Raw genomic sequence first — 26,845 nt, forward strand, 5'->3', positions numbered from 1 at the left:
GCGATGCAAGCCGGGGGGCTGTGGCGCTCCACGCTGACCCTGCTGGCCGGCGGCGCGCTGGCCCAGGCCCTGCCGCTGCTGCTGGGTCCCTGGCTGACGCGCCTCTATTCGCCGACCGAGTTCGGCCAGTTCGCGCTGATGTGGACCCTGGCCACCAATGTGGCGGTGGTGGGCTGCGCGCGCTACGAGTTCGCGCTGCCGCTGGAGCGCGACGACGGCGCCGCGGCGCTGCTGATGGGCCTGTGCCTGCGCGTGCTGCTGGGCGTCACGGCGGCCTGCATCGCGGCCGGACTGCTGCTGTGGGTCTGGCGCGGGGGCGAGCTGGCGCTGGCCCTGCCGCTGGCCGTGCTGGCCGGCGCGGCGGCGCAGGGCATGACCCTGTGGGCGACGCGCCAGCAGCGCTTCGCTCAGCTGGCCGCGGCGCGGGTGCTGCAGTACGGCGGCGCGGCGGTGCTGCAGCTGGCGCTGGGGCTGGCCGGCATCGGCGCCTGGGGCCTGATGCTGGGGCCGGTGCTGGCGGGCCTGGCGGCCGCGCTGCTGCTGGCGCGGCCCGCGCCGGTGGGCGGCTGGCGGGTGCTGGTGGCGCAGCGCGGCGCCGAACTGAAGGCGATCGCGCGCCGGCATCGCGACTTCCCGTTGCTGAACACGCCGCATGCCTTCGCCGGCGCGCTGCAGGACAGCCTGGCCCTGCTGATCATCACCGGCCTGTCCGGCGATGCGGCGGCCGGCTACTGGGCGCTGGCGCTGCGCTACCTGAAGGCGCCGGCCGGCCTGGTGGGCGGGGCGCTGTCGCAGACCCTGTATCCGCGCCTGGTGCGGGCCGCGGATGCGGCCGAGGCGCTGGCCGTCGTGCGCCAGGTGATGGCGGCGCTGGCCGCGCTGGCGCTGCCGCTGCTGGTTGCGCTGCTGCTGTGGGGGCCGCAGCTGTTCGCCTGGGTGTTCGGCGAGCGCTGGATGGACGCTGGCCATCTGGCCCAGGCGCTGGCGCCCTATATCGCGCTGCATTTCATCGCCTCGCCGCTGTCGGTGGCGACGATGGCCTGGCAGGCCCAGGGCTGGGCCTTGCGCCTGGCGCTGGTGGGCCAGCTGATGTTCGTCGCCGGCCTGGCGCTGGGTCTGCACCTGGGCGGCCTGATCGGCGCGGCCTGGGGGGTCTCGGCCGCGATGGCGCTGTACTTCGGCTTCTTCTTCTGGGCGCTCGCGACCTGGAAGCGTTTTCCTCCCTTCACCGCAGCGCCCCCGCATGAGAGCCTGGCTTAACCGCATGCGCCGCGCCCTGTGGCGGCAGCTCTTCTTTCGCATGGTGTTCGGCGAGGCCGGCGCGCCGCATACGCGCATCGCGCCCAGCACCTGTATCGAGGGCGAGGCCGGCCTCAGGCTGGCCGACCATGTCTTCATCGGCCAGTTCAACTTCATCGACGCGAGCGCCGGACTCTCGATCGGCGAGGGCGTGCAGATCACCAACTTCTGCAGCATCGTCACGCACAGCTCGCATCGCTCGATCCGGCTGCTGGGACGCGCCTACACCAGCCAGCAGGCCCCGGTGCCGGGCTATATCAAGGGGCCGATCGAGATCGGGCCTTACGTCTTCGTCGGTCCGCACAGCCTGATCGAGGCCAACACCCGCATCGGCCGCGGCGCCCTGATCTGCGCCTATGCGCAGGTGCGCGGCGAGGTGCCGGCCTTCGCGATCATGGCCGGCCAGCCGGCGCGCCAGGTGGGCGATGTGCGCGAGCGCGACGCGGTGCTGCTGGCGCAGCATCCCGAGCTGGCTGCTCATTACGAAGCCTGGGCAGGAGAACTGCCGCGATGAGGCTGGTTCTCCTCGGCGACGGCGAAAGCCCGCATCTGCTGAAATGGGCGCGCGCGCTGCGGCCGCGGGTCGAGCTGTGGGCGGCTTCGAGCCGCGGCTTCCTACCGGAGTTCGAGGCCCTGCTGCCGGCCGAGCGGCGCCTGGCGCTGGGCAGCGCGGCCGCCCATGCCGGCGGCAATGTGGCGGTGCTGAGGAAACTACCGGCGCTGGGCGCCTGGCTGTCCCGGGTCGACGCCGACTGGATCAACGCGCATTACCTGACCTCGCATGGCACGCTGGCCTGGGCCGCCAAGGCCGGCTGGCGCCTGCGCGCGCGCATCGCCGGCTCGGCCTGGGGCAGCGACATCCTGGTCACGCCCCGGCAGGGCGCGGCCTACCGCTGGCTGACGCGGCGCGTGCTGCGCGCCTGCGCGCTTTGCACCTCCGACTCGCGCCACATGACCGAGCGCATGCAGCAAGAAGATCTCGGTGCCGGCGAGGTGATGACCTTTCCCTTCGGCCTGGAGGAGTTGCCCGCGCAGGACCTGGGGCCGAAACAGCCCTGGCTGTTCTTCGCCAACCGCGGCCTGGAGCCGATCTACCGGCCGCAGCGGGTGATCGAGGTCTTCGCCGCGCTGGCGCGGCAGCAGCCGGAGGCGCGGCTGGTGGTGGCCAACGACGGCTCGCTGCGCGCCGCGCTGGAGCGGCAGGTGCAGGTGCTGGGCCTGCAGGGCCGTGTCGAGTTCGTCGGCCGGCTGGATGCCCGGACCCAGGCCGGCTGGTATGCCAAGGCGCGCTGGTACCTGAGCCTGCCGGCCAGCGATTCGGTCGCGGTCTCGGTGCTGGAGGCGATGGCGCATCAATGCGTGCCGATCCTGGCCGAGCTGCCGGCCAATCGCGAGCTGATCGCGCCGGACGCGGGGCAGGGCCTGATCCTGGCCGATGGCGCGCTGCCGGATGTTTCGACGCTGGCGGGCCTGGACGCGGCGGCCGCCGGGCGCGCCAACCGCGCCTGGGTGGCCGAGCATGGCCTGTTTGCACCGGCGGTGGCGCGCTTTGTCGCGCGGCTGCAAGAATTGTCATCACAGATTAAATGAAGATCCTGCTGATCAACCACTACGCCGGCTCGCCACAGTACGGCATGGAATACCGCCCCTACTACCTGGCGCGCGAATGGGTGCGCGCCGGGCATCAGGTGCTGATCCTGGCCGCGTCCTACTCGCATGTGCGCACCCAGCAGCCGGAGCGCCTGGGCGAGACCATCGACGGCATCTCCTACTGCTGGTATCCGACGCCGGCCTACCAGGGCAACGGCCTGGGCCGGGTGCGCAATATCTGGTCCTTCTGCCGCCAGGTCGCCAAGGACGCCGACATCCTGGTGCGCGAATTCGCGCCCGACGCGGTGATCGCCTCCAGCACCTACCCGATGGACATCTGGGTGGCGCGCAAGATCGCGCGCCAGGCCGAGGCCAAGCTGGTCTACGAGGTGCATGACCTGTGGCCGCTGTCGCCGATCGAGCTGTCGGGCATGTCGCCGAAGCATCCCTTCGCGCTCTTGTGCCAGAAGGCCGAGAACGATGCCTACCGCGACGCGGACCGGGTGGTCTCGATGCTGCCCAAGGTGCAGGAGCACATGGCCGCCCATGGCCTGGATCTGGCCAAGCTGCACATCGTGCCCAACGGCATCACCCTGGACGAATGGGACGAGGAGCGGGCGCCGGGCCTGCAGTCCGAGATCGCGGCCCATATCGCCACCCAGCGCGCGGCCGGCAAGCTGATCGTCGGCTATGCCGGCTCGCATGGCCTGCCGAATGCGCTGGACACGCTGCTGGACGCGGCCAAGCTGCTGAAGGGCCAGCCCTTGCAGATCGTGATGGTGGGCGGCGGCCATGAGAAGGCGCGGCTGGCGGCGCGGGTACGCGACGAGGGCCTGGGCAATGTGGCGCTGTTCGACGCGATCCCGAAGGCGCAGATCCCGGCGCTGCTGGCGGCCTTCGACATCGCCTACATCGGCTGGCAGCGCACCCCGATCTACCGCTTCGGCATCGCGCCGAACAAGCTGATGGACTACATGATGGCGCGCCGGCCCGTGCTGCATTCGGTCGAGGCCGGCAATGATCCGGTGGCCGAGGCCGGTGCCGGCCTGACTGTGGCGCCGGAAGACCCGCGCGCGGTGGCCGAGGGCCTGCAGCGCCTGGCCGCGCTGCCGACGGCGGAGCGCGCCGCGATGGGCGAGCGCGGCCGCCGCTTCGTGCTGGCGCACCATACCTATCCCGTACTGGCCCGACGTTTCATCGACGCACTCTCATGACCCAGCACAAGCAGCAGGAGTTGCAAGCCATCGCCGAGCGCTATGCGCGGCGCGCGGCCACGGTCGAGCCCGACCGCTACAGCCTGCTGCGGCCCGAGGTCTGGCAGATGCTGCAGGAGCGCCAGCGCGCGCTGCTGCGGGTGCTGGCGCGGCGGCCCGGGCGGCCGGCGGACTGGCGGCTGGCCGAGGTGGGCTGCGGGGCCGGCGGCAATCTGCTGGAGATGCTGCGCCTGGGGCTGGCGCCCGAGCATCTGAGCGGCATCGAGCTGCTGCCCGAGCGCTATGAGGCTGCCCGCGCGGTGCTGCCGCCGGCCGTGCGTCTGAGCCTGGGTGATGCCGCGCAGGCGGGGCTGGAGGCCGGCAGCCAGGACCTGGTGCTGCAGTCCACCGTGTTCTCGTCCATCCTGAGCGACCGGGTGCAGCAGGGCCTTGCCGAGGCGATGTGGACCTGGCTGAAGCCGGGCGGGGCGGTGCTCTGGTACGACTTCATCGTCGACAATCCACGCAACCGCGATGTGCGCGGCGTGCCAGTCTCCCGCGTGCGGGCGCTGTTCCCCGAGGGGCAGTTGAGCTGGCAACGCCTGACCCTGGCGCCGCCGCTGGCGCGCCGGGTCTGCCGTTATCTGCCCCCCGGCGCCTACGGCGTCTTCAACAGCATTCCCTGGCTGCGCACCCATGTGCTGGCCGTGATCCAGAAGCAAGAAACATGAGTTCCGAATTGCCTTTCCTGCCCTTCGCGCTGCCCGAGATCGGCGAGGAGGAGATCGCCGAGGTGGTGGACACGCTGCGCAGCGGCTGGGTCACGACCGGGCCCAAGGCCAAGCGCTTCGAGGCGGCCTTCGCCGAGTTCCTGGACGAGCCGCAGATCGAGTGCATCGCGGTCAACTCGGCCACCGCCGGCCTGCACCTGGCGCTGGAGGCGTTGGGCATCGGCCCCGGCGACGAGGTGATCACGACCACGCATACCTTCACCGCGACCGCCGAGGTGGTGCGCTATCTCGGCGCCGATGTGAAGCTGGTGGACATCGATCCGCGCACGCTGAACATCGACGTGGCGCAGATCGAGGCCGCGATCACGCCGCGCACCCGGGCCATCGTGCCGGTGCATTACGCCGGCCTGGCGGTGGACATGATCGCGGTGCTGGACATCGCGCGCAAGCATGGCCTGCGCGTGGTCGAGGACGCGGCCCATGCGCTGCCGACCACCCTGGAGAAGGAGCTGATCGGCACCATGGGCAGCGACGCCACGGTGTTCAGCTTCTATGCCAACAAGACCATGACCACCGGCGAGGGCGGCATGCTGGTGACGCGCAACGCGGAGCTGGCCCAGCGCGCCCGGGTGATGCGCCTGCATGGCATGAACCGTGACGCCTTCGACCGCTTCACCGCGAAGACGCCGAGCTGGTACTACGAGATCGTCGCGCCGGGCTTCAAGTACAACCTGACCGATATCGCCGCCGCGCTGGGCCTGCATCAGCTCAAGCGCCTGCCGGCCTTCCAGCAGCGGCGCGAGCAGATCGCCGAGGCCTACAACCGGGCCTTTGTCGACCTGCCGCTGCTGCTGCCGCCGCAGGCGCCGGAGGGCGATGTGCACAGCTGGCATCTGTATGTGCTGCGCCTGGCCGACGATCTGGCAATCGAGCGCGATGCCTTCATCGAGCGCATGTATGCGAAGGGCATCGGCTGCAGCGTGCACTACATCCCGCTGCACCTGCATCCCTACTGGCGCGAGCGCTACGGCCTGACGCCGGAGCAGTTCCCGCATTCGCAGAAAGCCTTCGAGCGCATGCTCAGCATCCCGCTCTACACCGCGATGACGGACGCCGACGTGCAGCGCGTGATCGACGCGGTGCGCGGCATCGCGTTGGGCGAGGACTGAGGACCGGGCCATGGCCAAGCGCCTGTTCGACCTGCTGCTGGCGGCGCTGGGCTTGCTGCTGCTGGCGCCGCTGCTGCTGCTGATCGCGCTGTGGATCCGGCTCGACTCGCGCGGGCCGGTGCTGTTCCTGCAGGAGCGGGTGGGGCGCTTCGGCCGGCCCTTCTTCATCCACAAGTTCCGCACGATGCGGGTCGATGCCCCCGCGCTGGGGCCGCAGATCACGATCGGCGCCGATGCCCGCATCACGCGCGCGGGGCGCTTGCTGCGCGCCAGCAAGCTGGACGAGCTGCCGCAGCTGTGGGATGTGCTGCGTGGCGCGATGAGCCTGGTCGGGCCGCGGCCCGAGGTGCCGCGCTATGTGGCGCTGTACCCGCCCAAGCTGCGCGAGATCGTGCTGTCGGTGCGGCCTGGCATCACCGACCCGGCCTCGCTGAGCTTTCGCAACGAGAGCGAGCTGCTGGCCGCGGCGGCCGATCCGGAGCGCGAGTATGTGGAGGTGGTGATGCCGACCAAGCTGCGCCTGGCGGCCGCCTATGTGCGGCGCGCCAGTCTGCGCACCGATCTGCGTGTGATCCTGGCCACCCTGGGCGCGCTGCGCCGTCATTGACGATGTTGAAGCTATGAACTGGTTGTCCCTGGATGCCCTGCTGACCCGCATTCGCCCGCACCGCGAGGGCCTGGCCCTGCTGCTGGACGCGCTGATGGTGGCGCTGGCCTGGCAGGCCACCTATCTGTTCCGCCTTGGTTTCGAGCGCTGGTTCTCGGCCCGGCCGGCCTACGACCATTGGGTGTTGCTGGGCTTCGTGCTGCTGTACGCGCTGGTGCTGCGCGGGCTGCATGTGCCCAAGGGCATGTGGCGCTTTTCCGGCTTCGGCGAGATCAAGCGCCTGGCCGCCGCCTGCGCGATCGCCGGCCTGGTGGGCGCGACCCTGGTGCTGATGGCCCAGCTGAGCAAGGTGCCGCGCGCCGTGCTGGCCCTGCACCCGCTGTTCACCCTGATGGGCCTGGCGATGCTGCGCATGGGCTACCGCATGCTCTACGAGCATATGCGCAGCCGCATCAGCGGCAGCGCCCAGGAGCAGCGCCGCGCGCTGGTGATGGGCGCGGGCGACGCGGGCCGGCTGCTGGTGGCCGGCATCCAGCACAGCCAGGGCTGGGTGGTGGTGGGCTATCTGGACGATGCGCCGGCCAAGCGCGGCGCCCGGGTCGGCGGCGTGCCGGTGCTGGGCAGCCTGGAGGAGGCGCCGCGCTATGCGGAGCTGCATGGCATCACCCATCTGATCGTCGCGATGCCCGCGGCCACGACGGCCCAGCGCCGCCGCGCGCTGGACCTGGCCGGCCAGACCGGCCTGCCGGTGCTGACCGTGCCCAGCAGCCAGGAGCTGCTGGCCGGCCGCCATGTGGAGCAGGTGCGCGACATCGAGCCCGAAGACCTGTTGGGCCGCGAGCCGGTGGAGCTGGACGAGGGCGGCATCAGCGAATGCCTCAACGCCAAGGTGGTGCTGATCACCGGCGCCGGCGGCTCGATCGGCTCCGAGCTGTGCCGCCAGGTGGCGCGCTACGGCCCGGCGAAGATCGTGCTCTACGAGCTGAGCGAGTTCGCGCTCTACACCATCGAGCAGGAGCTCAGCGAGAAGTTCCCCCACATCCCCCTGGTACGCCTGATCGGCGACGTCAAGGACCTGGAGCACCTGCGCTTCGTCTTCGGCAAGTACAAGCCGCAGATCGTGTTCCACGCGGCGGCGTACAAGCATGTGCCGCTGATGGAGGAGGAGAATGCCTGGGCGGCGCTGAGGAACAACACGCTAGGCACCTACCACGCCTGCCTGGCTGCCGGCGAACATGGCGCCGAGCGCTTCGTGCTGATCAGCACCGACAAGGCTGTGAACCCGACCAATGTGATGGGCGCCACCAAGCGCGCGGCGGAGCTGGTGATCAGCCACATGGCCGGTGATTCAGAGCAGAACGGCTATGCGACCAAGTTCATGGCAGTGCGCTTTGGCAATGTGCTGGGATCCAGCGGCAGCGTGATCCCGAAGTTCAAGGAACAGATCGCCAAGGGCGGGCCGGTGACGGTGACGCATCCGGACATCACGCGGTACTTCATGACGATTCCGGAGGCGGCGAGGTTGGTGGTGCAGGCCGGGGCGATCGGGGAGACGGGGCAGGTCTTCGTGCTCGACATGGGCGAGCCAGTGAAGATCGTCGAGCTCGCGCGGACCATGATCCGCATGAGCGGCAAGGACCTCAAGGAGGTCCGGATCGAGTTCTCCGGACTGCGGCCGGGCGAGAAGCTCTACGAAGAGCTGTTGGGCAGCGAGGACACCACGCTGCCCACGCGCATTCCGGCCCTGCGCATCGCCCGCCTGGGTGACCGGATCGCGGACGACGAGGCGGTCAGGACCTTGCTTGCGGCCTTGGAGGCGGGCGGACGTACCGGGGACGGGGCTCCCACCCGTGAGCTGCTGACCCAGCTGCCGCTGAGCTACGGCGGCCGGGCCTGATCAGGTCGCCAAGGGGTTTGCCAGCCAGCCCTCAAGCTGCGTCATCAGTGCGGCACGCTTGAAGTGCGTGGCGCCGTATCGGCGACCGCTGTCGCCCATGCGTGCACGCGTCTCGGCGGACAGATCCGCCAGAGCCCGTGCCTGCCGCGCCAGGGCTTGTGCGTCGCCGGAGGGGGCCACCAGGCCAGCGCCGGATTCCTCGATCACGCGGGCGCCTTCTCCGTCCAGCATGCCCAGCAGCGGCTTGCCGGCAGCCAGATAGCTCTGCACCTTGCCGGGAATCGTCATCGCGAAGATGGGTTCAGCCTTGAGCGACACCAGCAGCGCGTCTGCCGCCGCGAAGAACGCCGGCATACGCTCGACCGGATGGCGGCCCAGCATGACGATGTTGCGCGACAAGCCCAGGCGCTCGATGTCGGCGCGCACCTGGGGTGCGGCGCGCCCGTCACCGACGATCACCCAGCGAATGTCCTCGCGGTCGCGTGTCAGCTCGGCCGCTCGCAGCAGTGACGGGAAGTCCTGCGCGTCGCCGATGTTGCCGGCAAAGATGATGTTGAAGCCCGGGCCCAGGGCGGTGACCTCAGGCGCGGGCGCGGGCGCGGGTGCGGCGGGCGCGGCGTTCGCGTCGAAGACTTCCTCCGACCACTGCGGGAAGTAGCGGAAGCGCTCGGACGAGCCCGCCCAGCGCCGGATCGGTTCGATGAACGCGCGCGACTGTCCGAGGATCAGGTCGCAGCGGCGATAGATGAAGCGGCATAGCAGGCCGACCGCCTTGAGCTGGCGCTCGGTCTTGACCATGCCCACCGCCTGGAGCGTGTCCGGCCACAGGTCCAGCACCCACATCGACAATGGCGCGCGCTTGATCCACTTCAGGAGGATCGCCGGCAGCGCCGAGGTGATGGGCGAGGTCTCGAAGACGAAGATCGCGTCGAAGCCGCGGCCGCGCAGCAGCCACGGGCCCTTCAGGCAGCCCCAGAACACGAAGCTCCAGTAGTTCAGCACCAGCTTCAGGCTGCCCTGGCCGCGCGGGCGCAGCGGCACGCGCAGCACGTCGGCGCCGGCGTAGCGCGAGAAGCGCGATGGGTCGGCGGCGAAGTCGGGATGCAGCACGCCCTCGGGGTAGTTGGGCCGGCCGGTGAGCACGGTCACCTCGTGCCCTCGGGCGGTCAGCTCCGAGACGATCTCGTTGACGCGAAAGGTCTCCGGCCAGAAGTACTGGCTGACGACAAGGATCCTCACCGCCGGCTTACTCGTAGCGGCGCCATACGACGCGCTGGATGTAGTCCGTGTAGCTGTGGACGATGCGCACGATCTTGTCCGAGACGTTGGGCATGCTGTAGTCGGCGACCTGGCGCAGCGAGCGCTCGGCGCCGCGCGGCTGGGTCTCGAGGATGCCCATGGCCTGGCGCACGCGGTCGAGCTCCAGGCCCACCATCATCACCGATGCCTCTTCCATGCCTTCCGGCCGCTCATGCGCCTCGCGCAGGTTGAGCGCGGGGAAGTTGAGGATCGACGATTCCTCGGTGATGGTGCCGCTGTCCGACAGCACCGCCTTGGCGTGCATTTGCAGCTTCACGTAGTCGTGGAAGCCCAGCGGCTTGAGCAGGCGGACCTGCGGATGGAAGTTGACGCCCATCGCGGTGATGCGCTTCTGTGTGCGCGGATGCGTGGATACGATGACGGGCAGGTCATGGTCCTCGGCCAGGCCGTTGAGCACCGCGCACAGCTTGGTGAAGCTGCGGTCGGACTCGATGTTCTCCTCGCGATGGGCGCTGATCACGAAATAGCGGCCGGGTTCCAGGCCCAGACGGGTCAGCGCGTCGGAGGCGTCGATGCGATTGCGGTAGTGCGTGAGCACCTCGAACATCGGGCTGCCGGTCTTGATCACCTGATCGGGCGGCAGGCCCTCGCGCAGCAGGTACTCGCGGGCGATGTCGCTGTAGGTGAGGTTGATGTCGGCGGTGTGGTCGACGATGCGGCGGTTGGTCTCTTCCGGCACGCGCAGGTCGAAGCAGCGGTTGCCGGCTTCCATGTGGAAGATCGTGATCTTGCGGCGCTTGGCCGGGATCACGGCCAGGCAGCTGTTGGTGTCGCCCAGCACCAGAAGCGCCTCGGGCTGCTCCTGCTCCAGCACCTTGTCGACGGCGATGATCAGGTTGCCGATGGTCTGCGCTGCGTTGGCGCCGGCGCTGTTGAGGAAGTGGTCGGGTTTGCGCACGCCCAGGTCGTCGAAGAAGACCTGGTTGAGCTCGTAGTCGTAGTTCTGGCCGGTGTGCACGAGCACGTGATCGCAGTGCTCGTCCAGGCGCGCCAGCACGCGCGACAGGCGGATGATCTCGGGTCGGGTGCCGACGACCGAGACGATTTTCAGTTTCTTCATGCTTGCTGCACCTTCTGGGCGACCGTGTCGGGCTTCTGACGGTCGAAAATCTCGTTGGCCCAGACCAGCACGACCAGTTCGTCGTCGCCGACGTTGCTCACGTTGTGGGTCCAGCCGGGGATGGTCTCGACGATGCGGCCCTCACCGCCCTTCGTGATGATCTCGTGGGTCTCGTCGGTGATGATGTGGCGATAGCCGAAGCTGGCCGTGCCCTTGATCACCAGGAATTTTTCGGTCTTGGTGTGGTGGTAATGCTCGCCGCGGGTGATGCCGGGGAAGGCCGTGAAGTAGCCGAACTGGCCGCTGTCGGTGGTCTTGAGCATTTCGACGAACACGCCGCGCGGATCGGCGTGGCGGGCCACCTGGTACTCGAAGGCGGGTAGGGGCAGGAAGCTCACGTAGGTCGCGTACAGCGCACGGGTCAGCCCGGTGCCGACACGCTCGGTAACCATGTTCTCGCGGCTCGCGTGGAAGGCGCGGATCTGGTCGGCCAACGCGCCCACGGTGGTTTCGTACTCGGGGCCGGCCGGCAGCAGGCCGGACGCGGGCGCATTGTCCTCGAGCAGCGCGACGAGGTGGCGCACCACGTCGTCGATGTAGATCAGCTTGAGTGGCGCCTCTGGCGCATTGACCACGATGGGCTCGCCGCGGGCGATGTTGTGGCAGAAGGTCGCTACCGCCGAGTTGTAGTTCGGGCGCGACCACTTGCCGAAGACATTGGTCAGCCGGAACACATGCACGGCGGCGCTGGTACGCTGGCCATAGGCGAAGAGCGCGTCCTCGGCGGCTCGCTTGCTCAGGCCGTAGGCGTTGTCGAGCGCGGCCTGCGTGGAGGACGCGTAGACCACGGCGGGCGGCGTGGCCTGTGCAGCCATCGCGTCGCACAGGCGCTGCGTGAAGTCGTGGTTGCCGGTACCGAATTCGGCCGGGTCCTGCGGGCGGTTGACACCGGCCAGGTGGAAGACGCGGTCCACACCGGCAAGCAGGTCGGGCAGGTCCGCCGGCGGCACATCGTGGGGGATCAGCACCAGGTCCTGGTGGCCCAGCTCCTGGAGCCGGACCTGCAGGTTGCGGCCGATGAATCCCCGGCCGCCGGTCAGGGCGATGCGCATGTCAGTCCTCCGCATGGGCGATCTCGCCGGCGGCGATGCGGCGCATGAAGTCCAGCTTCAGCAGCAGGCGCTTCATGCCCTCGACGTCCAGGCGGTCGGTGTTGTGTGAGTTGTAGTCCTCGCTCTCGGAGATGCTCACCTCGCCCTGCTCGACAAACTTGCCGTAGTTGAGGTCACGGCCATCCGGCGGCACCCGGAAATAGCCCTCGAGATCCTCGGCCGCGGCGCGTTCCTCACGGCTTAGCAGCGCCTCGTACAGCTTCTCGCCGTGGCGCGTGCCGATGACGCGCACCTCGTGCTGGGGCTTGCCCATCAGCGACAGGATCGCCTCGGTCAACACGGCGACGGTTGCGGCCGGGGCCTTCTGCACGAAGATGTCGCCGTTGTTACCGTGCTGGAACGCGTACAGGACGAGTTCGACGGCATCGTCGAGCGTCATCATGAAGCGCGTCATGTTCGGGTCGGTGATGGTGATCGGCTTGCCGGCCCGGACCTGCTCGACGAACAGCGGGATCACCGAGCCGCGCGAGGCCATCACGTTGCCGTAGCGGGTGCCGCAGATGACGGTGCCGGTGCCCTCGAGGTTGCGCGAGGCGGCAACCATGACCTTCTCCATCATCGCCTTGGAGATGCCCATGGCATTGATCGGGTAGACGGCCTTGTCGGTGCTCAGGCAGACCACGCGCTTGACGCCGGCGCGGATGGCGGCCTCCAGCACGTTCTCGGTGCCGAGCACGTTGGTACGGACCGCCTCCATCGGGTGGAACTCGCAGGACGGTACCTGCTTGAGCGCGGCGGCGTGATAGCAGAAGTCCACGCCGCGCATGGCGGTCTCGACGGCGCGCGCGTCGCGCACGTCGCCGATGTAGAACTTCAGTTTCGGACTGTTGTAGCGCTTGCGCATGTCGTCCTGCTTCTTCTCGTCGCGGGAGAAGATGCGGATCTCGCGCAGGTCGGAGTCCAGGAAGCGGCGCAGGACGGCATTGCCGAAGCTGCCGGTGCCGCCGGTGATGAGCAGGGTCTTGTCGGTGAACATGGCTGGTGTCAGAGCTTGGAGTGCGAGCGCAACGCGGCGCGGCAGAGGTCGTCCTTCTGCTGCGGCGTCGGGTAGTTGATCAGGACCGCGCGATACTGGCCCTTGAAGACGAAGAGACTGCCGGCGGCCGCGCCGATGACGCCGCAGGCGGCGAGCAGCTCGCCGACGTGCTCGTGCGAACCGGCGCCGCCGAGGATGGTCAGCGGCACCTTGAGCGCGCCCCGCATCTGCTTTGCGAGCTCGATGTCGTAGCCCTTCATCTCTCCGTCGCGGTCGACGGAGTTGATGACGATCTCACCAGCGCCCGCGTCCTGGAGCTGACGCGCGAAGGCGACTGGGTCGAGCTTGTGCGCGGTCTTGGCGTTATGGGTGGTGAGCTCGTAGCCCTTGCTGAACAGGCCGGTCTTCTTGCGCACGTCCAGCACGGCCACGACGCTCTGGCGGCCGATGGCCTCGGCCATGCGCGTGAGCAGCGAGGGGGCGGCCACGGCGGCGGAGCTCACCGAGACCTTCTCTACGCCCAGGTCGATGATGCGCGCGGCCTGCTCGGCGGTGGTGACGCCGCCGCCGTAGCACAGGGGCATTCGGCACTCGGCGGCCAGCTTGGCGATGAGCGCGTAGTTGGGCTCTACCTTGTTCACGGCGGCGTCGATGTCGACCACCATCAGCTCGTCGGATTCCTTCTCGTTGAAGATCTTGACGGCATTGATGGGGTCGCCGACGTACTTCGGCGCCTTGAACTGCTGGGTCTTGACCAGCCCGCCCTTGTGGACGAGTAGGCAGGGAATGATGCGGGGACGCAGCATGGCTCAGAGCTCCGCGAAGTTCTTCAAGAGCTGCGCACCGAAGTGGTGGCTCTTCTCGGGGTGGCACTGCACGCCGTGGATATGGCCCCGGGACACGATGCAGTCGAAGTCCAGGCCGTACTCGGCGGTGGCAGCGACGTCCGCCTTGTCCTCGGCCTCGAAGTAGTACGAGTGCAGGAAGTAGAAGCGGGGCTCGGGCTCGAAGTCGGTGAAGAGCTTGTTGCCCGGGCGCACCTTCAGGTCGTTCCAGCCCATGTGGGGCATGGGCAGGTTCTTGGAAGCGGGTGTGTTGGCGAAGGCCTTAACGCGGCCGGGTACCCAGTTGAGGCCAGGCAGCTCGCCCTCGTCGCTGCCGCCGGCGAGCATCTGCATGCCGACGCAGATGCCGATGACGGGCACCTGCTGTCCCAGCACCATTTCCTCGAGCCGCGGACGCATGCCCGACTGATTGAGCAGGGCCATGGCGGTGTCGAAGGCGCCGACGCCGGGGAGGATCAGGCGCGTGGCTCCTTCGAGTTCTGCGGCGCTGCGCGCGCGGGTGGCCTCCAGGCCCAGGCGCTTGAACATCGTCAGGAAGGCCTGGATGTTGCCGACGCCGTAGTCGACGATGCGGATCATCGGAAGTACCTCTTTTCCAGTCCCAGCCAGCGCATCGCATTGGCGCCGAAGCCGATCATCCAGCGCTTGTTGCGGTAGTCGCGGTAGGTCTTCTTGGGCAGCTCGAAGATCTGCTGCAGTTCCTCGACGGTGAGGTCGAGCTTGTGGGCGACGTACTCGAACTCCTGCTTCAGGAAGTGCTCGTCCATCTCCGGCCGCGAAATGCGGTCCAGCGCGGCCTCGCGCGTCATCTGGCCCGTCATGATCAGGCTGGAGAAGTGCGCGCGGCGCTTGTGGAAGCCGAAGCGGCGCGGCAGCCAGTAGTCCTCGTAGAATCGCGTGAAGCGCGACTCGTGGTGCTTGTGCTGGAAGCGCTGCCAGCCGAAGCGGCGCTCCAGCTCGTCCTCGGCCTGCTTCTTTCCGAAGGGCACGAGGTTCAGCGGGTGATGCACCTTCATGCCGAGGATCTTCTGGTAGTACAGCTTGTAGACCAGGATGTCCTTGAGCGGGAAGGTGTCCAGGCGACGCTTACCGAACTGGCGGTGGATGTCGTTGAAGAGCAGCGTGTCGATGCCGAGGTAGCCACCCCATTCCTCGGGCTCGCGGCAGCACTCGGTCGAGAAGTTCGAGCCGGTGATGACGTGCTTGATCTTGTGCTGGCGCGCGAACTTGTACAGCGACGAGAAGAAGGAGGCGTCCTGCGGCAAGTCCTGGTCGGGGATGCCCGACTTCAGGAAGGCGGCCTGCAGGTCCTTCATCTCTTCCCAGTTGATGACCTCGGTGTAGAGGTCGAGGCCGAGACCGTCCACCAGCTTCTCGATATTGCCCACGGCCTGGTCGGTGTTCCAGCCGGCGTCGACGTGGAAGAGCAGTGGGCGCAAGCCCATCTTTTCCTTGGCGATGTAGGCCGCGTAGGAGCTGTCCAGGCCGCCGCTCAGGCCGATGATGCAGTCGAAGTCTTTGCCCTTGCCTGCCTCGCGGATGGCGTCGGCCATCTGCGCGAGCTGGCGCTCGCCTTCAGTCCCGGTGTGCCAGTTGGGCTTAATGGTGGCGTCGAAGTTGTTGCAGTAGTCGCAGTGGCCGTGCTCGTCGAACCGGATGTTCGGATCGGACGTGTCCATGATGCAGCGGGTGCAGATGCGGTAAGGCTTGTAGGTATCGGTGCTCATTGCTGCTGAATGCTGGAAAGGGTAGCCGCCGGCTCACGGAGATTCTGTGTCACCGCAGTGGGATGCGGGCTCTGAATTATCTGGATGATCTCCGGGATTCGATCGAGGATCTGGGGGATCGAGATGTCCATGCTGTGCACGACAGCTGGGATGTCATGAGCGGCGTACTCGGCCACCATGGTGGACGGGTAGGAGACGATGACGTCGACGCGGGGGAAGACTGTACGGCCCTGGATCACCGTCCAGGGCAAGGCCGCGACCTGTTTGCCTGCGCCAGTGGTCGGGTGCGGCTTGTAAAAGGCTTGCACGTCGACCGACCGTTGCAGCGCGGTCATCAACGCGCAGTGGGCGGCTTCGCACAGCGGATGGCCGACGAAGAGGATGGTTGGCCGGCCGGCTCGGGTCAGGTCGACCAGCGGCACCATCGGTCGGTAGAAGGTTTGGTCGGGTTCTCGTGCGGCGCAGCGCGGCGAGAGGATTTCATGCTTGAACACCTCGGCGTCGGCGGCGGAATAAACGTGCAGCCGGCCGACTGCGCGCAACCGTGTCGGCAGACGCAGGCCGAGTCCGGGCTGCGGGCCGTCCGCGTTGACCGAGCCGTGCTGCATGACGGTTAGCCGACGGAGTGGCTGCTGATATCGGGTGCGCCAGACCGAGCCGTCCACGAGCACGGCCCAACGGTCGAAGTGCTCCGCGGTCAGCAGTGGTCCTGGCAGCTTGTCGACGGCCAGCCGGGCGAGGAACCAGCGCCACGCCGTGTAGGTCTGCAGCCCCCAGCCGCGCAACCCGCGTCGACCTTGCAATGCGTGATGTGCCAGCGTGGCCAGCGCGAGCGAGCGGGCGATATCAGCCTCGTTCAGCAGCGTCATCGCCGGGATCACTTCCGCGTCGGCGGGGAGCCCGCTCAGCGGCGCCCACGGCAGTTCCAGCCATTGGTGGGGCATTTGTGGCAGGTGCCGGTCGTGGACAATATCGGTTGTCCGGGGCGACAGCCCTAGGATCTGCCCTGCGGCGTCGAAGCAGCGCGGTACGGATGTCGCCAGGCCGGCTCCGACCTGGCGGCGCTGGCGTTGGAACAGCATCGGTCCGAGGAGGTACCAGAGCGGCAGGCTCAGGTACTGGACCAAGCGGGAGAGCACCGGCAGGCGCCGCGCATGGCTGATCCATCGGGCCGGTCGGGGGATCTTGCCGAAGACGGCGGGGTCCAGGCCGGCCATCGACACAATGTGTTCGTCGACGGCGATCTCGTTGCGCAACGCGCGCAGGTAGTCGACGACGAGACGAAGGTCGCGCACGGAGGCCTTGAAGGAGTACGAGGTCATGTCGGGTCAGTTCAAGTCGAGAACCCGTCATCCACGATGAGGTTCTGCCCGACGATGTGGCGCGCGGCGTCAGAGAGTAAAAACACGATGGCGCCGGTCACGTCCTGCGCGTCCAGCATGCCTTTGGACAGGCAGTGCTCGCCGTAGCGGGCGAGGAACTGCTCATCCTGACCGGCCAGGATACCGCCTGGGCTGACGCAGTTTGCGCGGAATGCTGCGCCGCGACCCTTCATGTAGGCGTTGGCGTAGCGCGTCATGTGCTCGAGGCCGGCCTTGATTGCGGCGTACTCGACTGGCATCGTCATCGCCGTGCCGGCATAGACGTCGAAGCGCGGTGCCATCGAGCCGTAGATCGAGGACAGGTTGACCAGCGAAAACGGCTGCTGGCGCTCCAGTGCGTAGCGGGCGCAGGCCTGCATGAACAGGAAGTACCCACCCATGTGCAGGCCGGTGTTTTCGCAGAAGTCGGCGTACTCGACGTCGAAGAAGTGACGGCCGTAGCGCGCGTTGCGCGGATAGGCGGTATTAACGGCTCCGTCGACCGCGCCGAAGCGGTCGTGGGCGTCGGCCAGCGAACGGTCGATCGAGACGCGGTCGGCCATGTCAACCGTTGCGCAGTCGAGAGCGTCCTTGCCGTGAGCGTCCGTCAGCGCCTGCAGACCGGCGGCATCAGTGTCGAGGGCGACCGCGCGGCCGCCGGCCGACAGTACTGCGTCCACGATGATCCGGCCGATGCGGCCGGCCGCGCCGACGACGAGAATGGTCTTGCCTTGTAGGAGAAGAGAGGAGGTCATGCGTCGAGAAGGGCCTGTGCCAGCTTGAAGTCGTAGGCGTCGTCGATGTCCACGGCGCGTTCCTTGGGCACGATAACCGGACGGACGCGCCCCTCGAAGAGGCGCTCATGCGTCAGGATGAAGCCGGGGCGCGCCACGTAGGCCACCGTCGTAATGTCGTAGACCGGCGGCACGTCCTGGCGACGCTTGAACTCCGCGGTTCCCAGCACAACGTGGGCCAGGCCCGCCGCGTCGGTGCTGACCATGTTGAAGTAGGGGCTGCGCGCCGATGGCGTGACGGTGATGACGACGTCGACATCGGCCTGCAGCGCGTCCAGGCAGTTGCCCACGTCCTGTGCATTACGCAGCGGGCTCGTGGCGGGCAGACTCAGGAAGACGTCGAAGTCGAGACCGAGTGTGCGGACATGCTTGATCGCATGTTGCCAAGCCATCCACTCCGACGCGGTGTCCGTTGCCAGCTCCGGGGGGCGTTCGATGACGTCGGCACCGAACTGCGTCGCAACGGCCGCAATCTGTGCGTCGTCGGTGGACACGAAGACCCGCTCCACGCGGTCCATGGCCTGCGCAAGCCGGATGCCGTGTGCCAGCAGTGGGAGGCCGCCGAGTTCCTTGATGTTCTTGCCGGGCAGGCCCTTGGAGCCGCCACGGGCGAAGATGAAGGCGAAGGTGCGTGAGGTCATGGGGGCGGATTCATCGAGGGAATGGGAGTGCCGAGGGCGCCGAAGGGCAGGGAGACCTGACGCCCGGCGGCGGCCGACTGGCGCATGGCCTCTATCATGTCGAGGACGGCCAGGCCGTCGTCCAGCGTGATGCGCGGCGCGGCGCGGCCGGCGGCGACCTCGATGAAGCCGCGCAGCTGCTCGACGTACATGTCGTTGCGGTCGACCGCGGGCTCCGAGAACAGGACTTCCTCGCCCGCTGGGCCGTCCAGCACGATGCGGTTGGCGATCAGGTCCCAGTGCAGCGTGCCGGTCGCGCCGATCACCTTGCAGTCGCGGCTGGCGCGGCGCTGCAGGAAGTCCAGATGCACTTGCGCGGTCAGGCCATCGCGCGACAGAAGAATGTCGGCGTGATCTTCGACGTCGATCTCCAGCTGACCGCTGTTGGAGGCGATGCAGAAGACGTGGTCAAAACGACCGAACAGCCAGGTCAGGTAGTCCAGCTCATGGCTGAGCTCCAGCAACACACCGCCGCCCAACGAACGGTTGGCCGACACCTGACGGCGGTAGTCGGCCTGGGGCCGCCAGTCGGGAAGATACTGGCCGACCTCGATCCGCAGGCCCAGGATCCGGCCGACGCGGCCTTCCTCGATCAGGGCCTTCATCCAGCGCGCCGACGACAGGAAGCGCAGGTTGTACGCGACCTCGATGCGATCACGGTAGCGCGCCAGCAGGGGCGCGGCGTCGCGGACGCGGTCCAGGCTGTCGCTCAGCGGCTTCTCGATCAGCACGGGGATGCTGGCGTCGAGCAGCACGCAGGCATGGTCCAGGTGCAGCGGCGCCGGCGAGGCGACCACGGCCAGGTCCGGTGCCCACGCGACAGCGGCCGCCAGCGACGGTAGCTGCGTCGTGGCGGCGGTCTCGCCGTCGGCCAGCGGACGGCCGGAGGCAGACACGCAGCCTACATCGGCATCGGGCAGCAGCCGACGGAAGTTGGCGAGATGGCGTCGAGCGATGCTACCGCTGCCGACGACCAGAGCCTTGCGCGGCGTGCTCACGGGTTCAGCACCTCTTGCTGGGCGCGCTGGAAATCGTCCATGCGGCCGATGTCCAGCCAGTACTCGTGCACCGGGAACATGTTGACGTCGCGGCCAGCGCCGATCTCGCGTTCTAGCAGCGTCGGCATGTCGATCCGCTCGCCGGGGGCGACGCGACGGACCAGTTCGGGCGACAGCATGTAGATGCCAGCGCTGATGAAGCAGCGCTGGACCGGCTTCTCGATGATCTGCGTGATGCGATGGCCATCGCTTTGTATGACGCCATAGGGGATCTGGTTCTCGTACTCGCGCACGCACAGCGTGGCGGAGCCCTCATGTCGTTCGTGGAAGTCCAGCAGGCTGCGGTAGTCCACGCGCGTCAGCAGATCGCCGTTCATCAGGAAGATCGGCAGATCGATCTCGTCGTGCGGCAGCAGGCCCAGCGCACCGCCGGTGCCCAGCGGCTCCTCCTCGTGGACATACTGGATGCTGACATTCCAGCGGCTGCCATCGCCGAAGTGGTCGCGGATCACCTCTGGCAGGTAGTGCGTCGAGATGTAGAAGCGGTGGAAGCCGGCATCGGCGAAGCCCTGCAGGATCAGTTCCAGGATCGGCTTGTCCCCGACCTTGAGCATCGGCTTGGGGCAGTCCTGCGTCAGCGGATACAGGCGCTTGCCGAAACCGCCGGCCATCAGGAACACTGGGTTGTCCAGGCGCCGGCGGCCCAGCATGTCGTGCAGCGTTTCGATGCCGACGACGCGACGACCGGCGTCCACGACCGGCAACTGCAGCAGCCGGGTGGACTCCATCGCCGCCAGCAGCTTCTCGCGCGACCAGTTCAGGTCGGCGACCTGCGGCGTGGCGCACATGATCTCGCTGACGGGCGTGTCCATGTTCTTGTGGCGCAGCAGCGCGCGGCGCACGTCGCCGTCGGTCACGGTGCCGCGCAGCACGTCGTCGGCGTCGGTCACCAGCACGATGCCCAGTCCGCCCTTGTCCAGTGCGCCGATCGCCGTCTCGAGCGGCGTGTCCGGCGGGACGGCGACAGTCTTCCAGTTTTTCATCACTTGCTTCTCTTTTCTGCTTCTTGTCCAGGCGATCCGTCAGCGCAGGCGGTTCGCGGCGCCGAGGACGGTCGTCGCCGGGGTCAGGTCCCGCACCAGCGTCACTCCGGCACCGACCACGGCGCGTGCGCCGATGCGCAGCCCCTGGATCACCGTCGCGCCCGCGCCGATGAAGGCGCCGTCCTCAACCGTAACCGTGCCGCACAGCGTCGCGCCCGGCGCAACGTGCACGTCGCGTCCGATGCGGCAGTCGTGGTCGACGCCGGCCCGCGTGTTGACGATGCTGTTCGCGCCGATCTCGCAGCCTGGCTGGATGACGGCGCCGGCCATCACCTGGACGCCGTCGCCCAGCACGACGCCGGGCGCGACCCAGGCGGTCGGGTGGATGAGCGCCGGGAAGTCATACCCCCGGGCGCGCCAGGCGGCGTAGAGCCGTTCGCGCAAGGTGCCCGTTGCCAGTTGGCCGATGCCCAGCATCAGCGCGGCGCGGTTCGGCGGCAGCCGGTCGAGCGCGCCGTCGTCGCCCAGCACGTCCAGGCCCTCCCAGCGGGAGACGGCGTCTGCGGCCAGCGTCGGATCGCAGACGCCCAGCACCGGATGGCCGACTGCGCGCGCGAGCGCAGCCAGCACCCGGGCGTGGCCGCCGGCGCCGAGCAGGACGAGGGGACGCGTAGCAGTGCTCATCGTGTGATCGGTTCTCCGGCGGCGTAGGCCTGGACGGCGGCGACGCCGATCAGTCCCCACAGTGCGGTGGCGGGCAGCCCGCCGCCGCCGCTGCGCGCGGTCGTGAGGTCGTCGCGCGAGAGCACCGCGCCCGCGGCGATGTCACGTGCGGCCACGACGTGCTGGCGTGCCGCTTGCCGGGTGTTCCATTCGCTCGGCTGCGGGCATTTGGCGCCGTCGCCCAGCGCCAGCTGCAGGTCGCGGATCTGGCTGACCATCCGGGTCAGTTCCGCCGGTTCGAGCGAGGCCTTGTGGTCGGGGCCGGGCATGGCGCGGTCGAGCGTGAAGTGCTTTTCGATGAAGGTCGCCCCGCGCGCCACGGCGGCGACGGGGATCAGGATCCCTTCGGTGTGATCGGAGTAACCGACCGGCAGCCCGAACGCGCGCAGCGTGTCCATCGCCAGCAGGTTGCATTCCTGCATCGGCGTCGGGTACTGCGAGGTGCAGTGCAGCAGCGTGACGCGGCCCTGCAAGCTGGCGCGCCAGGCCGGATCGCTCCAGCCGCGCCAGACGTCGGCGACATCTGCGGGTTCGGCCTCGGCGTTGAAGGCATGGGCGATCACCGCCAGGGCCTGCTCGACTTCCGACATCGTCGCCATGCCGGTAGACACGACCAGCGGCCGTCCCTGGCGGGCGAACTGCCACAGCAGCGGACCATTGGTCAGCTCGCCGGACGGCACCTTGTAGAAGGGCATGTCTAGCTCTTCCAGGAAGGTCAGGCTGCCGGCGTCGAAGGCGGTCGACAGGAACTCGATGCCGCGCGAGCGGGCGCGCTCGCGCAACTCCCAGTGCCACTCGCGCGGAAGCTCCAGTTTGCGCAGCATCTCGAGCTGCGACTCCGCGGCGTCGGTGGTGTGCTGCTGGTAGCTCGCCTTGGGCGCGGCGCGCGTGGCCAGCTTCTTGGCATCGAAGGTCTGGAACTTTACGGCGTCGGCACCGGCTTCGGCCGCGCAGTCGACCAGACGGCGGGCCAGTTCAAGTTCCCCGTTGTGATTCACGCCTGCTTCGGCGATCACGTATACGTTTGGCATGGGGCTTCCTGTCGTTCGATCGGGCAAGGGTCAGGCGTCGGCCGCGCAGCGGCGGTCGACGAAGGGTTTGGCGCGCGCGGCGAGGTTGACGGTCGACAACTGGTCGACGATGCGCCGTGCGGCGCCCGGTCGGCCGTAGGGCGACTCGCGCCGCGCCGCGATCGCGCGATGGCCGGCGCTGAGCGCCGTGTCCAGCGCCTGCCGGATCTCCGCTGCGCTTTCGCCGCAATGCAGCACCGAGGGCGCGCGCAGCCGGCCCTGCTGGCGGGGGCCGATATCCACCGTGGGGACGCCGACGGCCGGCGCCTCCAACAGGCCGCTGGACGAGTTGCCGACCACGGCGTCAACGTGACGCATCAGGCTCAGGTAGCGCCGCGCGCCCAGCGATTCGACCAGCACCACCCGGTCCGGGCGCTCGTCCGCGAAGGCCTGCAGGCTCGCGCGGATCGCATTCGCGCCGGGGTCGGCGTTGGCGCCCGTGATGACGACGGAACCGGCGCCGGTGTCGAGCGCAGCCAGCAGCGCCTGCATCGCCGCCAGGCCGCCGTCTTCCTCGAGCGTGACCGGGTGATAGGTGACCAGGAAGGCGGGCGCGCGCAGCGTCAGGCCCAGGAAGCGCTCCAGGTCGTCCTTGGGCACGGGATCCAGCGCGGCGATGTTGTCCATCGCCGGGGCGCCGACGTTCCAGACGCGGTCCTGGGCTTCGCCCATCTGGCGGATGCGCTCGGCATAGGGCTCCGCCGCGGCGAAGTGCCAGTGGGATAGCTTCGTGACCGCGTGGCGGATGGACTCGTCGATCGCGCCTTCGGTGGCTTCGCCACCGTGGATGTGTGCGATCGGCACGCGCGCGAGCACCGCGGCCTGGGCCGCCGCGAGCAGTTCGTAGCGGTCGCCGAGCAGGACCAGCACGTCGGGCCTGAGCCGGGCCAGCGCGCTCGCGACGCCCGACAGCACCTGGGCCGCGGACAGCGCCACGCCTTCCGAGTCGTCCGATGCGATCGCCATCTCGACGCGCGCGGCTATCGGGAACCCGTCGGCGACGATCTCCCGCCAGGTGGCGCCGTGCGCTTCCGACAGGTGCGTGCCCGACGCGATGACCTGCAAGGCCAAGTTCGGGCGTGCCGCCACCTCTGCCATCAGCGGCCGGAGCAGCCCGTATTCGGCACGGGTGCTGGTGAAGAAGGCGATGCGACGCAAGCTCAGGCTCCGGCCGGCAGCACGCTGCTGGGCAGGTTGACGACGCGAGCCTCAAGCCATTCGGCGTTATCCAGCGGACCGCGCAGCGCGTTCGTGTAGAGCGGCAGCCGCGTCATCAATGCCCAGATGGGACGCGTCATGACGCCGGCGTCGTTGGTGGACTTGAGCAGCGCGTCGCGCTGCGCGCCGTCCTGGCAGATCACGCCGTTCAGCCAGTAGTTCGAATGGCAGCCTTCGGGCTCCACAATCGGTTGGAGATCGCTGCCCTTGAAGAACTCGATGTAGCGCTCGGCCAGGACGCGCTTGGATTCGAGAAAGGCCGGTAGCTGCTCCAGCTGCGCGCAGCCCAGCGCCGCATTCAGGTTGGGCATGCGGTAGTTGTAGCCGACCTCGTCGTGCACAAACTCGTAGGGGTGCGGGATCTTGGCGGTGGTCGTTAGGTGCTTGGCACGCTTGCCGATGACCTCGTCGGTCAGCAGCATGCCGCCGCCGCCGGTAGTCATGATCTTGTTGCCGTTGAAGCTCAGCACGCCGATCCGGCCGAAGTTGCCGGTGTGGCGGCCCTTGTAATAGCTGCCCAGCGACTCGGCCGCGTCTTCGACCAGTACCAGGTGCCAGCGCTCGCAGACGGCGATCAGCGCGTCGAGTTCGACCGGGTGGCCGAAGGTGTGCATCGGCAGGCAGGCCCGGATGCGGCGGTGGCCGACGCGGGTGCGGCAGTCGCCGCGGTCGTCAATCAGCGCGTGCTCGGACAGCCAGGCGTCCAGCGCGGTGGGCGACAGGCCCAGCGTGTGGCGGTCGACGTCCACGAAGAGCGGCTCCGCGCTGCAGTAGGCGATCGCGTTGCAGGTGGCCACGAAGGTGAGCGACTGCGTCACCACCAGGTCACCCGGCACCACGTCGGCCAGCTTCAGCGCGATGTGCAGCGCGGCCGTGCCGTTCATCACCGCCACGGCGCGCGGGCTGGCCGTGAACGCGGCCATGTCCTTCTCGAAGCGGTCGACGTAGGCGCCGACGCTGGAGACGAAGGTCGAATCGATGGTGTCTACCACCAGTTCGCGCTCCCGACCCCGGAACACCGGTGCATGCAGCGGGATGAACTCGTCGGTGTGGTATTGGTCGCGGACGAAACGGATGAGAGAGTCGAGCATATCCGCGCCTCAGACGTTGTAGATGTCGGCCTTGTACTTCCGGAGGTTGACCGGATTGGTAAACCAGTCGATTGTCGCCTGCAGCCCGGCACGGATGTCGAAGCGTGGCTTGAAGCCGGTCATGCCGTGGATCTTGGTGTTGTCACACCACAGGCGGAAGACCTCGGACTTCTCCGGACGGATGCGCTGCTCGTCGGTGAGGAACTCGACGTCGCTGCCCATCAGCTCGCGGATCAACGCCAGCGTGTCGCCGACGGAGATCTCGTAGTTGGAGCCGATGTTGACTGTCTCCCCGATCGCCGCGTCGCAGCGGGCCAGCTCGAGGAAGCCGCGGCAGGTGTCCAGCACGTAGTTGAAGTCGCGCGTCGGCGAGACGTCGCCCAGCTTGATCTGCTTCTTGCCGTTGGCGATCTGCGTGATGATGGTCGGGATCACCGCGCGCGCCGACTGGCGCGGGCCGTAGGTGTTGAACGGACGCGCGATCGTGACCGGCAGGTTGAAGGCGTTGAAGAAGCTCATCGCCATTGCGTCCGCACCGATCTTGGAGGCGCTGTACGGCGACTGCGGCTGCAGCGGGTGCTTCTCGTCGATGGGCACGTACTGAGCGGTGCCATAGACCTCGCTGGTGGAGGTGTGGATCACGCGCTTGACGCCGTTCTCCATCGCCGCCTGGCAGATGTTGAGCGTGCCCTTGATATTGGTGTCGACGTAGCTGTCGGGCGCGACGTAGGAGTAAGGGATCGCGATCAGCGCGCCGAGGTGGAAGACGACATCCACGTCCTTGGTGATGTGCTTGCAGTAGTGCGGATCACGGATGTCCCCGTTCAGGACCTCGATCTCCTTCAAGCAGCCCACGTCCTCCAGCCAGCCCCAGTAGTTGAAGGAGTTGTACTGAGACAGCGCCTTCACATGGTAGCCCTCGGCGACCAGCATTTCGGTGAGGTGCGAGCCGATGAAACCGTCGGCACCGGTAATGAGCGCACGTTGTTGTGTCATGTTCAGTTCTGTGCAGTTTGAGGGCGTTGGGGGTTGGGTGGCATTGCTTGTCAGCTGGACGAAGCCGCGGCACTGCTGGCCCCGCAGCTGACTGCTCCGAAAACGGGTCGATAGACCCAGAGCGCACCCATGGAGATGAAGAACAACTGGTTGTTGGGGAAAGAGTTGAGCTGCGATCCGCTCAACCCGGACACCATGTAGAAGACGAAGACCAGCTTCCAGGGGAAGAGATCGGGATTAGAGTTTCGCCACGGCGAGAAGTGAGTGGCAAAAAAAACCAAGAACGAAAGGAGCCCGATGACACCAAAGGAGTTCAGTGTCACCAGATAGAAATTGTCCTGAATGTAGTCAGCGCGTTCGCCGAGGACGTCGGGAAACAGCAGACTTCCATCGATCAAACCGAGGAAGGTGACGAAGTTGTCCCAGCGGATGCTGGCTGTGTAGAGGTCGGTGCCGCGGTGAGCAACCTGGATCTCAACCTCAGGTGGCGTACTGAGGGCAAGATAGACCGCATATACGCCTGCCAGTAGGATGCCAGTAAGTAGCAATTGAGGTAGATGCCGATGCAGCAGTCCGGAGAGTCGTGCTCTTGCGTCTGCGCTCACGCTGAGCGCATAGATGAGCACAATCAGCAGTGCGACCCAAGCGGTGCGCGAGCCACTGGCCGCCAGAGAGAACATCAACAGCGCACCGCACAGTGCTGTCCACAGCGGCTTAAGTCGCATATAGGGTAGCAGTAGCAGCGCGACGCCAACATACAGGCCGAGGTTGTTGGGATTGAACAGCGTAGAGATCGAACGGATTGATCCGTTCGCGGCCCAGGCGGACTCGAATAGAGACGACAGCACCGTGATCTCGATGACCGAGAAGATGCCAACCCCCGCGCCGCACACGACGATGACGCGACCGATCAGTAGCAGCCGGTCCTCCCACAACGAGGGAATCAGGATAAAGGGGGCCATGGTGCCCGCGACCATGATCGACAGAGTGGCGATCTCCAGCCCTCCTCTGTCCATCGCGAAGTAGCTTGCCAGCAGCAGCATCAGTGCGCAGAAGATCATTAGTCCGTATGCGCGAGCGGCCAGGCAGAAATAGATGCTCAGCGTCAGGCAGGCAAAGTACTTCAGGACCTTGTGCAACGTGCCTTCGTCGTACCCCAGATAGAAGTTGGGCGAGAACAGTTGTTGGGCATAGTAAAAGGCGGACACGACCAGCCACAGTACAAGGAGGGCTAGTGTGGCGTTCCGAAGGCGGAAAGTCAGAAACCTGCTCATGGGCGTCGATT

26 protein-coding genes are annotated in these 26,845 nt (G+C 67.6%); 8 read left to right on the top strand and 18 right to left on the bottom strand.

Annotated elements, in window-relative coordinates:
• Positions 1–3: 3 nt before the first annotated feature.
• From G8A07_RS07060 to G8A07_RS07095, 8 genes are read left to right on the top strand one after another with little or no spacing between them, the layout of a single operon-like run.
• A complete protein-coding gene (locus tag G8A07_RS07060) occupies positions 4–1,260 on the top strand; it encodes a lipopolysaccharide biosynthesis protein (RefSeq protein ID WP_195796350.1) in 1,257 nt (418 codons plus the stop codon).
• The gene (locus G8A07_RS07065; RefSeq protein WP_195796351.1) at positions 1,244–1,813 is read left to right on the top strand and encodes an acyltransferase; all 570 of its coding nucleotides are present in this window, start codon (positions 1,244–1,246) and stop codon (positions 1,811–1,813) included. The genes G8A07_RS07060 and G8A07_RS07065 overlap by 17 nt, the downstream gene beginning before the upstream one ends.
• Positions 1,810–2,889 (top strand): glycosyltransferase, encoded by a 1,080-nt coding sequence (locus G8A07_RS07070; RefSeq protein ID WP_195796352.1) that lies wholly within the window; start codon positions 1,810–1,812, stop codon positions 2,887–2,889. The genes G8A07_RS07065 and G8A07_RS07070 overlap by 4 nt, the downstream gene beginning before the upstream one ends.
• Positions 2,886–4,103, top strand: a complete 1,218-nt coding sequence (locus G8A07_RS07075) for a glycosyltransferase family 4 protein (RefSeq protein WP_195796353.1) — start codon at positions 2,886–2,888, stop codon at positions 4,101–4,103. Before G8A07_RS07070 ends, G8A07_RS07075 begins: the two co-directional genes overlap by 4 nt.
• Entirely contained in the window at positions 4,100–4,813 is a 714-nt protein-coding gene (locus G8A07_RS07080; protein ID WP_195796354.1) for a class I SAM-dependent methyltransferase, read from the top strand. Before G8A07_RS07075 ends, G8A07_RS07080 begins: the two co-directional genes overlap by 4 nt.
• Positions 4,810–5,982, top strand: coding sequence for a DegT/DnrJ/EryC1/StrS aminotransferase family protein (locus tag G8A07_RS07085; RefSeq protein WP_195796355.1), 1,173 nt, complete (start codon positions 4,810–4,812; stop codon positions 5,980–5,982). Before G8A07_RS07080 ends, G8A07_RS07085 begins: the two co-directional genes overlap by 4 nt.
• A gap of 10 nt (positions 5,983–5,992) precedes the next feature.
• Entirely contained in the window at positions 5,993–6,589 is a 597-nt protein-coding gene (locus G8A07_RS07090; RefSeq protein ID WP_195796356.1) for a sugar transferase, read from the top strand.
• 13 nt (positions 6,590–6,602) lie between these two features.
• The gene (locus G8A07_RS07095) at positions 6,603–8,486 is read left to right on the top strand and encodes a nucleoside-diphosphate sugar epimerase/dehydratase (protein WP_195796357.1); all 1,884 of its coding nucleotides are present in this window, start codon (positions 6,603–6,605) and stop codon (positions 8,484–8,486) included.
• Here G8A07_RS07095 and G8A07_RS07100 read toward each other — a convergent pair whose 3' ends face one another.
• Genes G8A07_RS07100 through G8A07_RS07185 form a run of 18 tightly spaced genes read right to left on the bottom strand, consistent with a single transcriptional unit; the run spans position 8,487 to position 26,834 of the window.
• The gene (locus tag G8A07_RS07100) at positions 8,487–9,725 is read right to left on the bottom strand and encodes a glycosyltransferase family 4 protein (RefSeq protein ID WP_195796358.1); all 1,239 of its coding nucleotides are present in this window, start codon (positions 9,723–9,725) and stop codon (positions 8,487–8,489) included.
• 7 nt (positions 9,726–9,732) lie between these two features.
• Positions 9,733–10,866, bottom strand: a complete 1,134-nt coding sequence (gene wecB / locus G8A07_RS07105; RefSeq protein ID WP_195796359.1) for a non-hydrolyzing UDP-N-acetylglucosamine 2-epimerase — start codon at positions 10,864–10,866, stop codon at positions 9,733–9,735.
• A complete protein-coding gene (locus tag G8A07_RS07110) occupies positions 10,863–11,978 on the bottom strand; it encodes an NAD-dependent epimerase/dehydratase family protein (protein ID WP_195796360.1) in 1,116 nt (371 codons plus the stop codon). The genes wecB and G8A07_RS07110 overlap by 4 nt, the downstream gene beginning before the upstream one ends.
• Before the next feature lies 1 nt (position 11,979).
• Positions 11,980–13,014, bottom strand: coding sequence for a polysaccharide biosynthesis protein (locus G8A07_RS07115; RefSeq protein WP_195796361.1), 1,035 nt, complete (start codon positions 13,012–13,014; stop codon positions 11,980–11,982).
• A gap of 8 nt (positions 13,015–13,022) precedes the next feature.
• Positions 13,023–13,820, bottom strand: a complete 798-nt coding sequence (locus G8A07_RS07120) for an AglZ/HisF2 family acetamidino modification protein (protein WP_195796362.1) — start codon at positions 13,818–13,820, stop codon at positions 13,023–13,025.
• Between the two features lie 3 nt (positions 13,821–13,823).
• Positions 13,824–14,438, bottom strand: a complete 615-nt coding sequence (gene hisH / locus G8A07_RS07125; protein ID WP_195796363.1) for an imidazole glycerol phosphate synthase subunit HisH — start codon at positions 14,436–14,438, stop codon at positions 13,824–13,826.
• Entirely contained in the window at positions 14,435–15,586 is a 1,152-nt protein-coding gene (locus G8A07_RS07130; protein WP_195796364.1) for an N-acetyl sugar amidotransferase, read from the bottom strand. Before G8A07_RS07130 ends, hisH begins: the two co-directional genes overlap by 4 nt.
• On the bottom strand, positions 15,583–16,908 hold the full coding sequence (locus G8A07_RS07135; RefSeq protein ID WP_195796365.1) for a hypothetical protein: 1,326 nt from the start codon (positions 16,906–16,908) through the stop codon (positions 15,583–15,585). The genes G8A07_RS07130 and G8A07_RS07135 overlap by 4 nt, the downstream gene beginning before the upstream one ends.
• Positions 16,909–16,919: 11 nt before the next feature.
• Entirely contained in the window at positions 16,920–17,702 is a 783-nt protein-coding gene (locus G8A07_RS07140; RefSeq protein ID WP_195796366.1) for an oxidoreductase, read from the bottom strand.
• Positions 17,699–18,382 carry a cytidylyltransferase domain-containing protein gene (locus tag G8A07_RS07145; protein ID WP_195796367.1) on the bottom strand — a complete coding sequence of 228 codons (684 nt, stop codon included), beginning with the start codon at positions 18,380–18,382 and terminating at the stop codon, positions 17,699–17,701. Before G8A07_RS07145 ends, G8A07_RS07140 begins: the two co-directional genes overlap by 4 nt.
• On the bottom strand, positions 18,379–19,419 hold the full coding sequence (locus G8A07_RS07150; RefSeq protein ID WP_195796368.1) for a Gfo/Idh/MocA family protein: 1,041 nt from the start codon (positions 19,417–19,419) through the stop codon (positions 18,379–18,381). Before G8A07_RS07150 ends, G8A07_RS07145 begins: the two co-directional genes overlap by 4 nt.
• Positions 19,416–20,462 carry a nucleotidyltransferase family protein gene (locus G8A07_RS07155; RefSeq protein ID WP_195796369.1) on the bottom strand — a complete coding sequence of 349 codons (1,047 nt, stop codon included), beginning with the start codon at positions 20,460–20,462 and terminating at the stop codon, positions 19,416–19,418. Before G8A07_RS07155 ends, G8A07_RS07150 begins: the two co-directional genes overlap by 4 nt.
• Before the next feature lie 39 nt (positions 20,463–20,501).
• On the bottom strand, positions 20,502–21,146 hold the full coding sequence (locus G8A07_RS07160; protein ID WP_195796370.1) for an acetyltransferase: 645 nt from the start codon (positions 21,144–21,146) through the stop codon (positions 20,502–20,504).
• Positions 21,143–22,216: an N-acetylneuraminate synthase gene (gene neuB / locus G8A07_RS07165; protein ID WP_195796371.1), complete on the bottom strand. Its 1,074-nt coding sequence runs from the start codon at positions 22,214–22,216 to the stop codon at positions 21,143–21,145. Before neuB ends, G8A07_RS07160 begins: the two co-directional genes overlap by 4 nt.
• Before the next feature lie 30 nt (positions 22,217–22,246).
• On the bottom strand, positions 22,247–23,413 hold the full coding sequence (gene neuC / locus G8A07_RS07170; protein WP_195796372.1) for a UDP-N-acetylglucosamine 2-epimerase: 1,167 nt from the start codon (positions 23,411–23,413) through the stop codon (positions 22,247–22,249).
• A 2-nt stretch (positions 23,414–23,415) separates the two neighbouring features.
• On the bottom strand, positions 23,416–24,564 hold the full coding sequence (locus G8A07_RS07175) for a LegC family aminotransferase (protein ID WP_195796373.1): 1,149 nt from the start codon (positions 24,562–24,564) through the stop codon (positions 23,416–23,418).
• Positions 24,565–24,573: 9 nt separating this feature from the next.
• Complete coding sequence (locus tag G8A07_RS07180) at positions 24,574–25,560, bottom strand: NAD-dependent 4,6-dehydratase LegB (RefSeq protein ID WP_195796374.1); 987 nt, start codon at positions 25,558–25,560, stop codon at positions 24,574–24,576.
• Positions 25,561–25,610: 50 nt separating this feature from the next.
• Entirely contained in the window at positions 25,611–26,834 is a 1,224-nt protein-coding gene (locus G8A07_RS07185) for an O-antigen ligase (protein WP_195796375.1), read from the bottom strand.
• Positions 26,835–26,845: the final 11 nt, after the last annotated feature.

This window comes from Roseateles sp. DAIF2, assembly GCF_015624425.1.
Taxonomy (GTDB): domain Bacteria; phylum Pseudomonadota; class Gammaproteobacteria; order Burkholderiales; family Burkholderiaceae_C; genus Kinneretia.

Bases quoted from the DNA above. Each gene is read 5' to 3' on its own strand.
- G8A07_RS07060 (WP_195796350.1), top strand. From the start codon at position 4: ATGCAAGCCGGGGGGCTGTGGCGCTCCACGCTGACCCTGCTGGCCGGC.
- G8A07_RS07065 (WP_195796351.1), top strand. From the start codon at position 1,244: ATGAGAGCCTGGCTTAACCGCATGCGCCGCGCCCTGTGGCGGCAGCTC.
- G8A07_RS07070 (WP_195796352.1), top strand. From the start codon at position 1,810: ATGAGGCTGGTTCTCCTCGGCGACGGCGAAAGCCCGCATCTGCTGAAA.
- G8A07_RS07075 (WP_195796353.1), top strand. From the start codon at position 2,886: ATGAAGATCCTGCTGATCAACCACTACGCCGGCTCGCCACAGTACGGC.
- G8A07_RS07080 (WP_195796354.1), top strand. From the start codon at position 4,100: ATGACCCAGCACAAGCAGCAGGAGTTGCAAGCCATCGCCGAGCGCTAT.
- G8A07_RS07085 (WP_195796355.1), top strand. From the start codon at position 4,810: ATGAGTTCCGAATTGCCTTTCCTGCCCTTCGCGCTGCCCGAGATCGGC.
- G8A07_RS07090 (WP_195796356.1), top strand. From the start codon at position 5,993: ATGGCCAAGCGCCTGTTCGACCTGCTGCTGGCGGCGCTGGGCTTGCTG.
- G8A07_RS07095 (WP_195796357.1), top strand. From the start codon at position 6,603: ATGAACTGGTTGTCCCTGGATGCCCTGCTGACCCGCATTCGCCCGCAC.
- wecB (WP_195796359.1), bottom strand. From the start codon at position 10,866: ATGAAGAAACTGAAAATCGTCTCGGTCGTCGGCACCCGACCCGAGATC.
- G8A07_RS07110 (WP_195796360.1), bottom strand. From the start codon at position 11,978: ATGCGCATCGCCCTGACCGGCGGCCGGGGATTCATCGGCCGCAACCTG.
- G8A07_RS07115 (WP_195796361.1), bottom strand. From the start codon at position 13,014: ATGTTCACCGACAAGACCCTGCTCATCACCGGCGGCACCGGCAGCTTC.
- G8A07_RS07120 (WP_195796362.1), bottom strand. From the start codon at position 13,820: ATGCTGCGTCCCCGCATCATTCCCTGCCTACTCGTCCACAAGGGCGGG.
- hisH (WP_195796363.1), bottom strand. From the start codon at position 14,438: ATGATCCGCATCGTCGACTACGGCGTCGGCAACATCCAGGCCTTCCTG.
- G8A07_RS07130 (WP_195796364.1), bottom strand. From the start codon at position 15,586: ATGAGCACCGATACCTACAAGCCTTACCGCATCTGCACCCGCTGCATC.
- G8A07_RS07135 (WP_195796365.1), bottom strand. From the start codon at position 16,908: ATGACCTCGTACTCCTTCAAGGCCTCCGTGCGCGACCTTCGTCTCGTC.
- G8A07_RS07140 (WP_195796366.1), bottom strand. From the start codon at position 17,702: ATGACCTCCTCTCTTCTCCTACAAGGCAAGACCATTCTCGTCGTCGGC.
- G8A07_RS07145 (WP_195796367.1), bottom strand. From the start codon at position 18,382: ATGACCTCACGCACCTTCGCCTTCATCTTCGCCCGTGGCGGCTCCAAG.
- G8A07_RS07155 (WP_195796369.1), bottom strand. From the start codon at position 20,462: ATGAAAAACTGGAAGACTGTCGCCGTCCCGCCGGACACGCCGCTCGAG.
- G8A07_RS07160 (WP_195796370.1), bottom strand. From the start codon at position 21,146: ATGAGCACTGCTACGCGTCCCCTCGTCCTGCTCGGCGCCGGCGGCCAC.
- neuB (WP_195796371.1), bottom strand. From the start codon at position 22,216: ATGCCAAACGTATACGTGATCGCCGAAGCAGGCGTGAATCACAACGGG.
- G8A07_RS07175 (WP_195796373.1), bottom strand. From the start codon at position 24,564: ATGCTCGACTCTCTCATCCGTTTCGTCCGCGACCAATACCACACCGAC.
- G8A07_RS07180 (WP_195796374.1), bottom strand. From the start codon at position 25,560: ATGACACAACAACGTGCGCTCATTACCGGTGCCGACGGTTTCATCGGC.
- G8A07_RS07185 (WP_195796375.1), bottom strand. From the start codon at position 26,834: ATGAGCAGGTTTCTGACTTTCCGCCTTCGGAACGCCACACTAGCCCTC.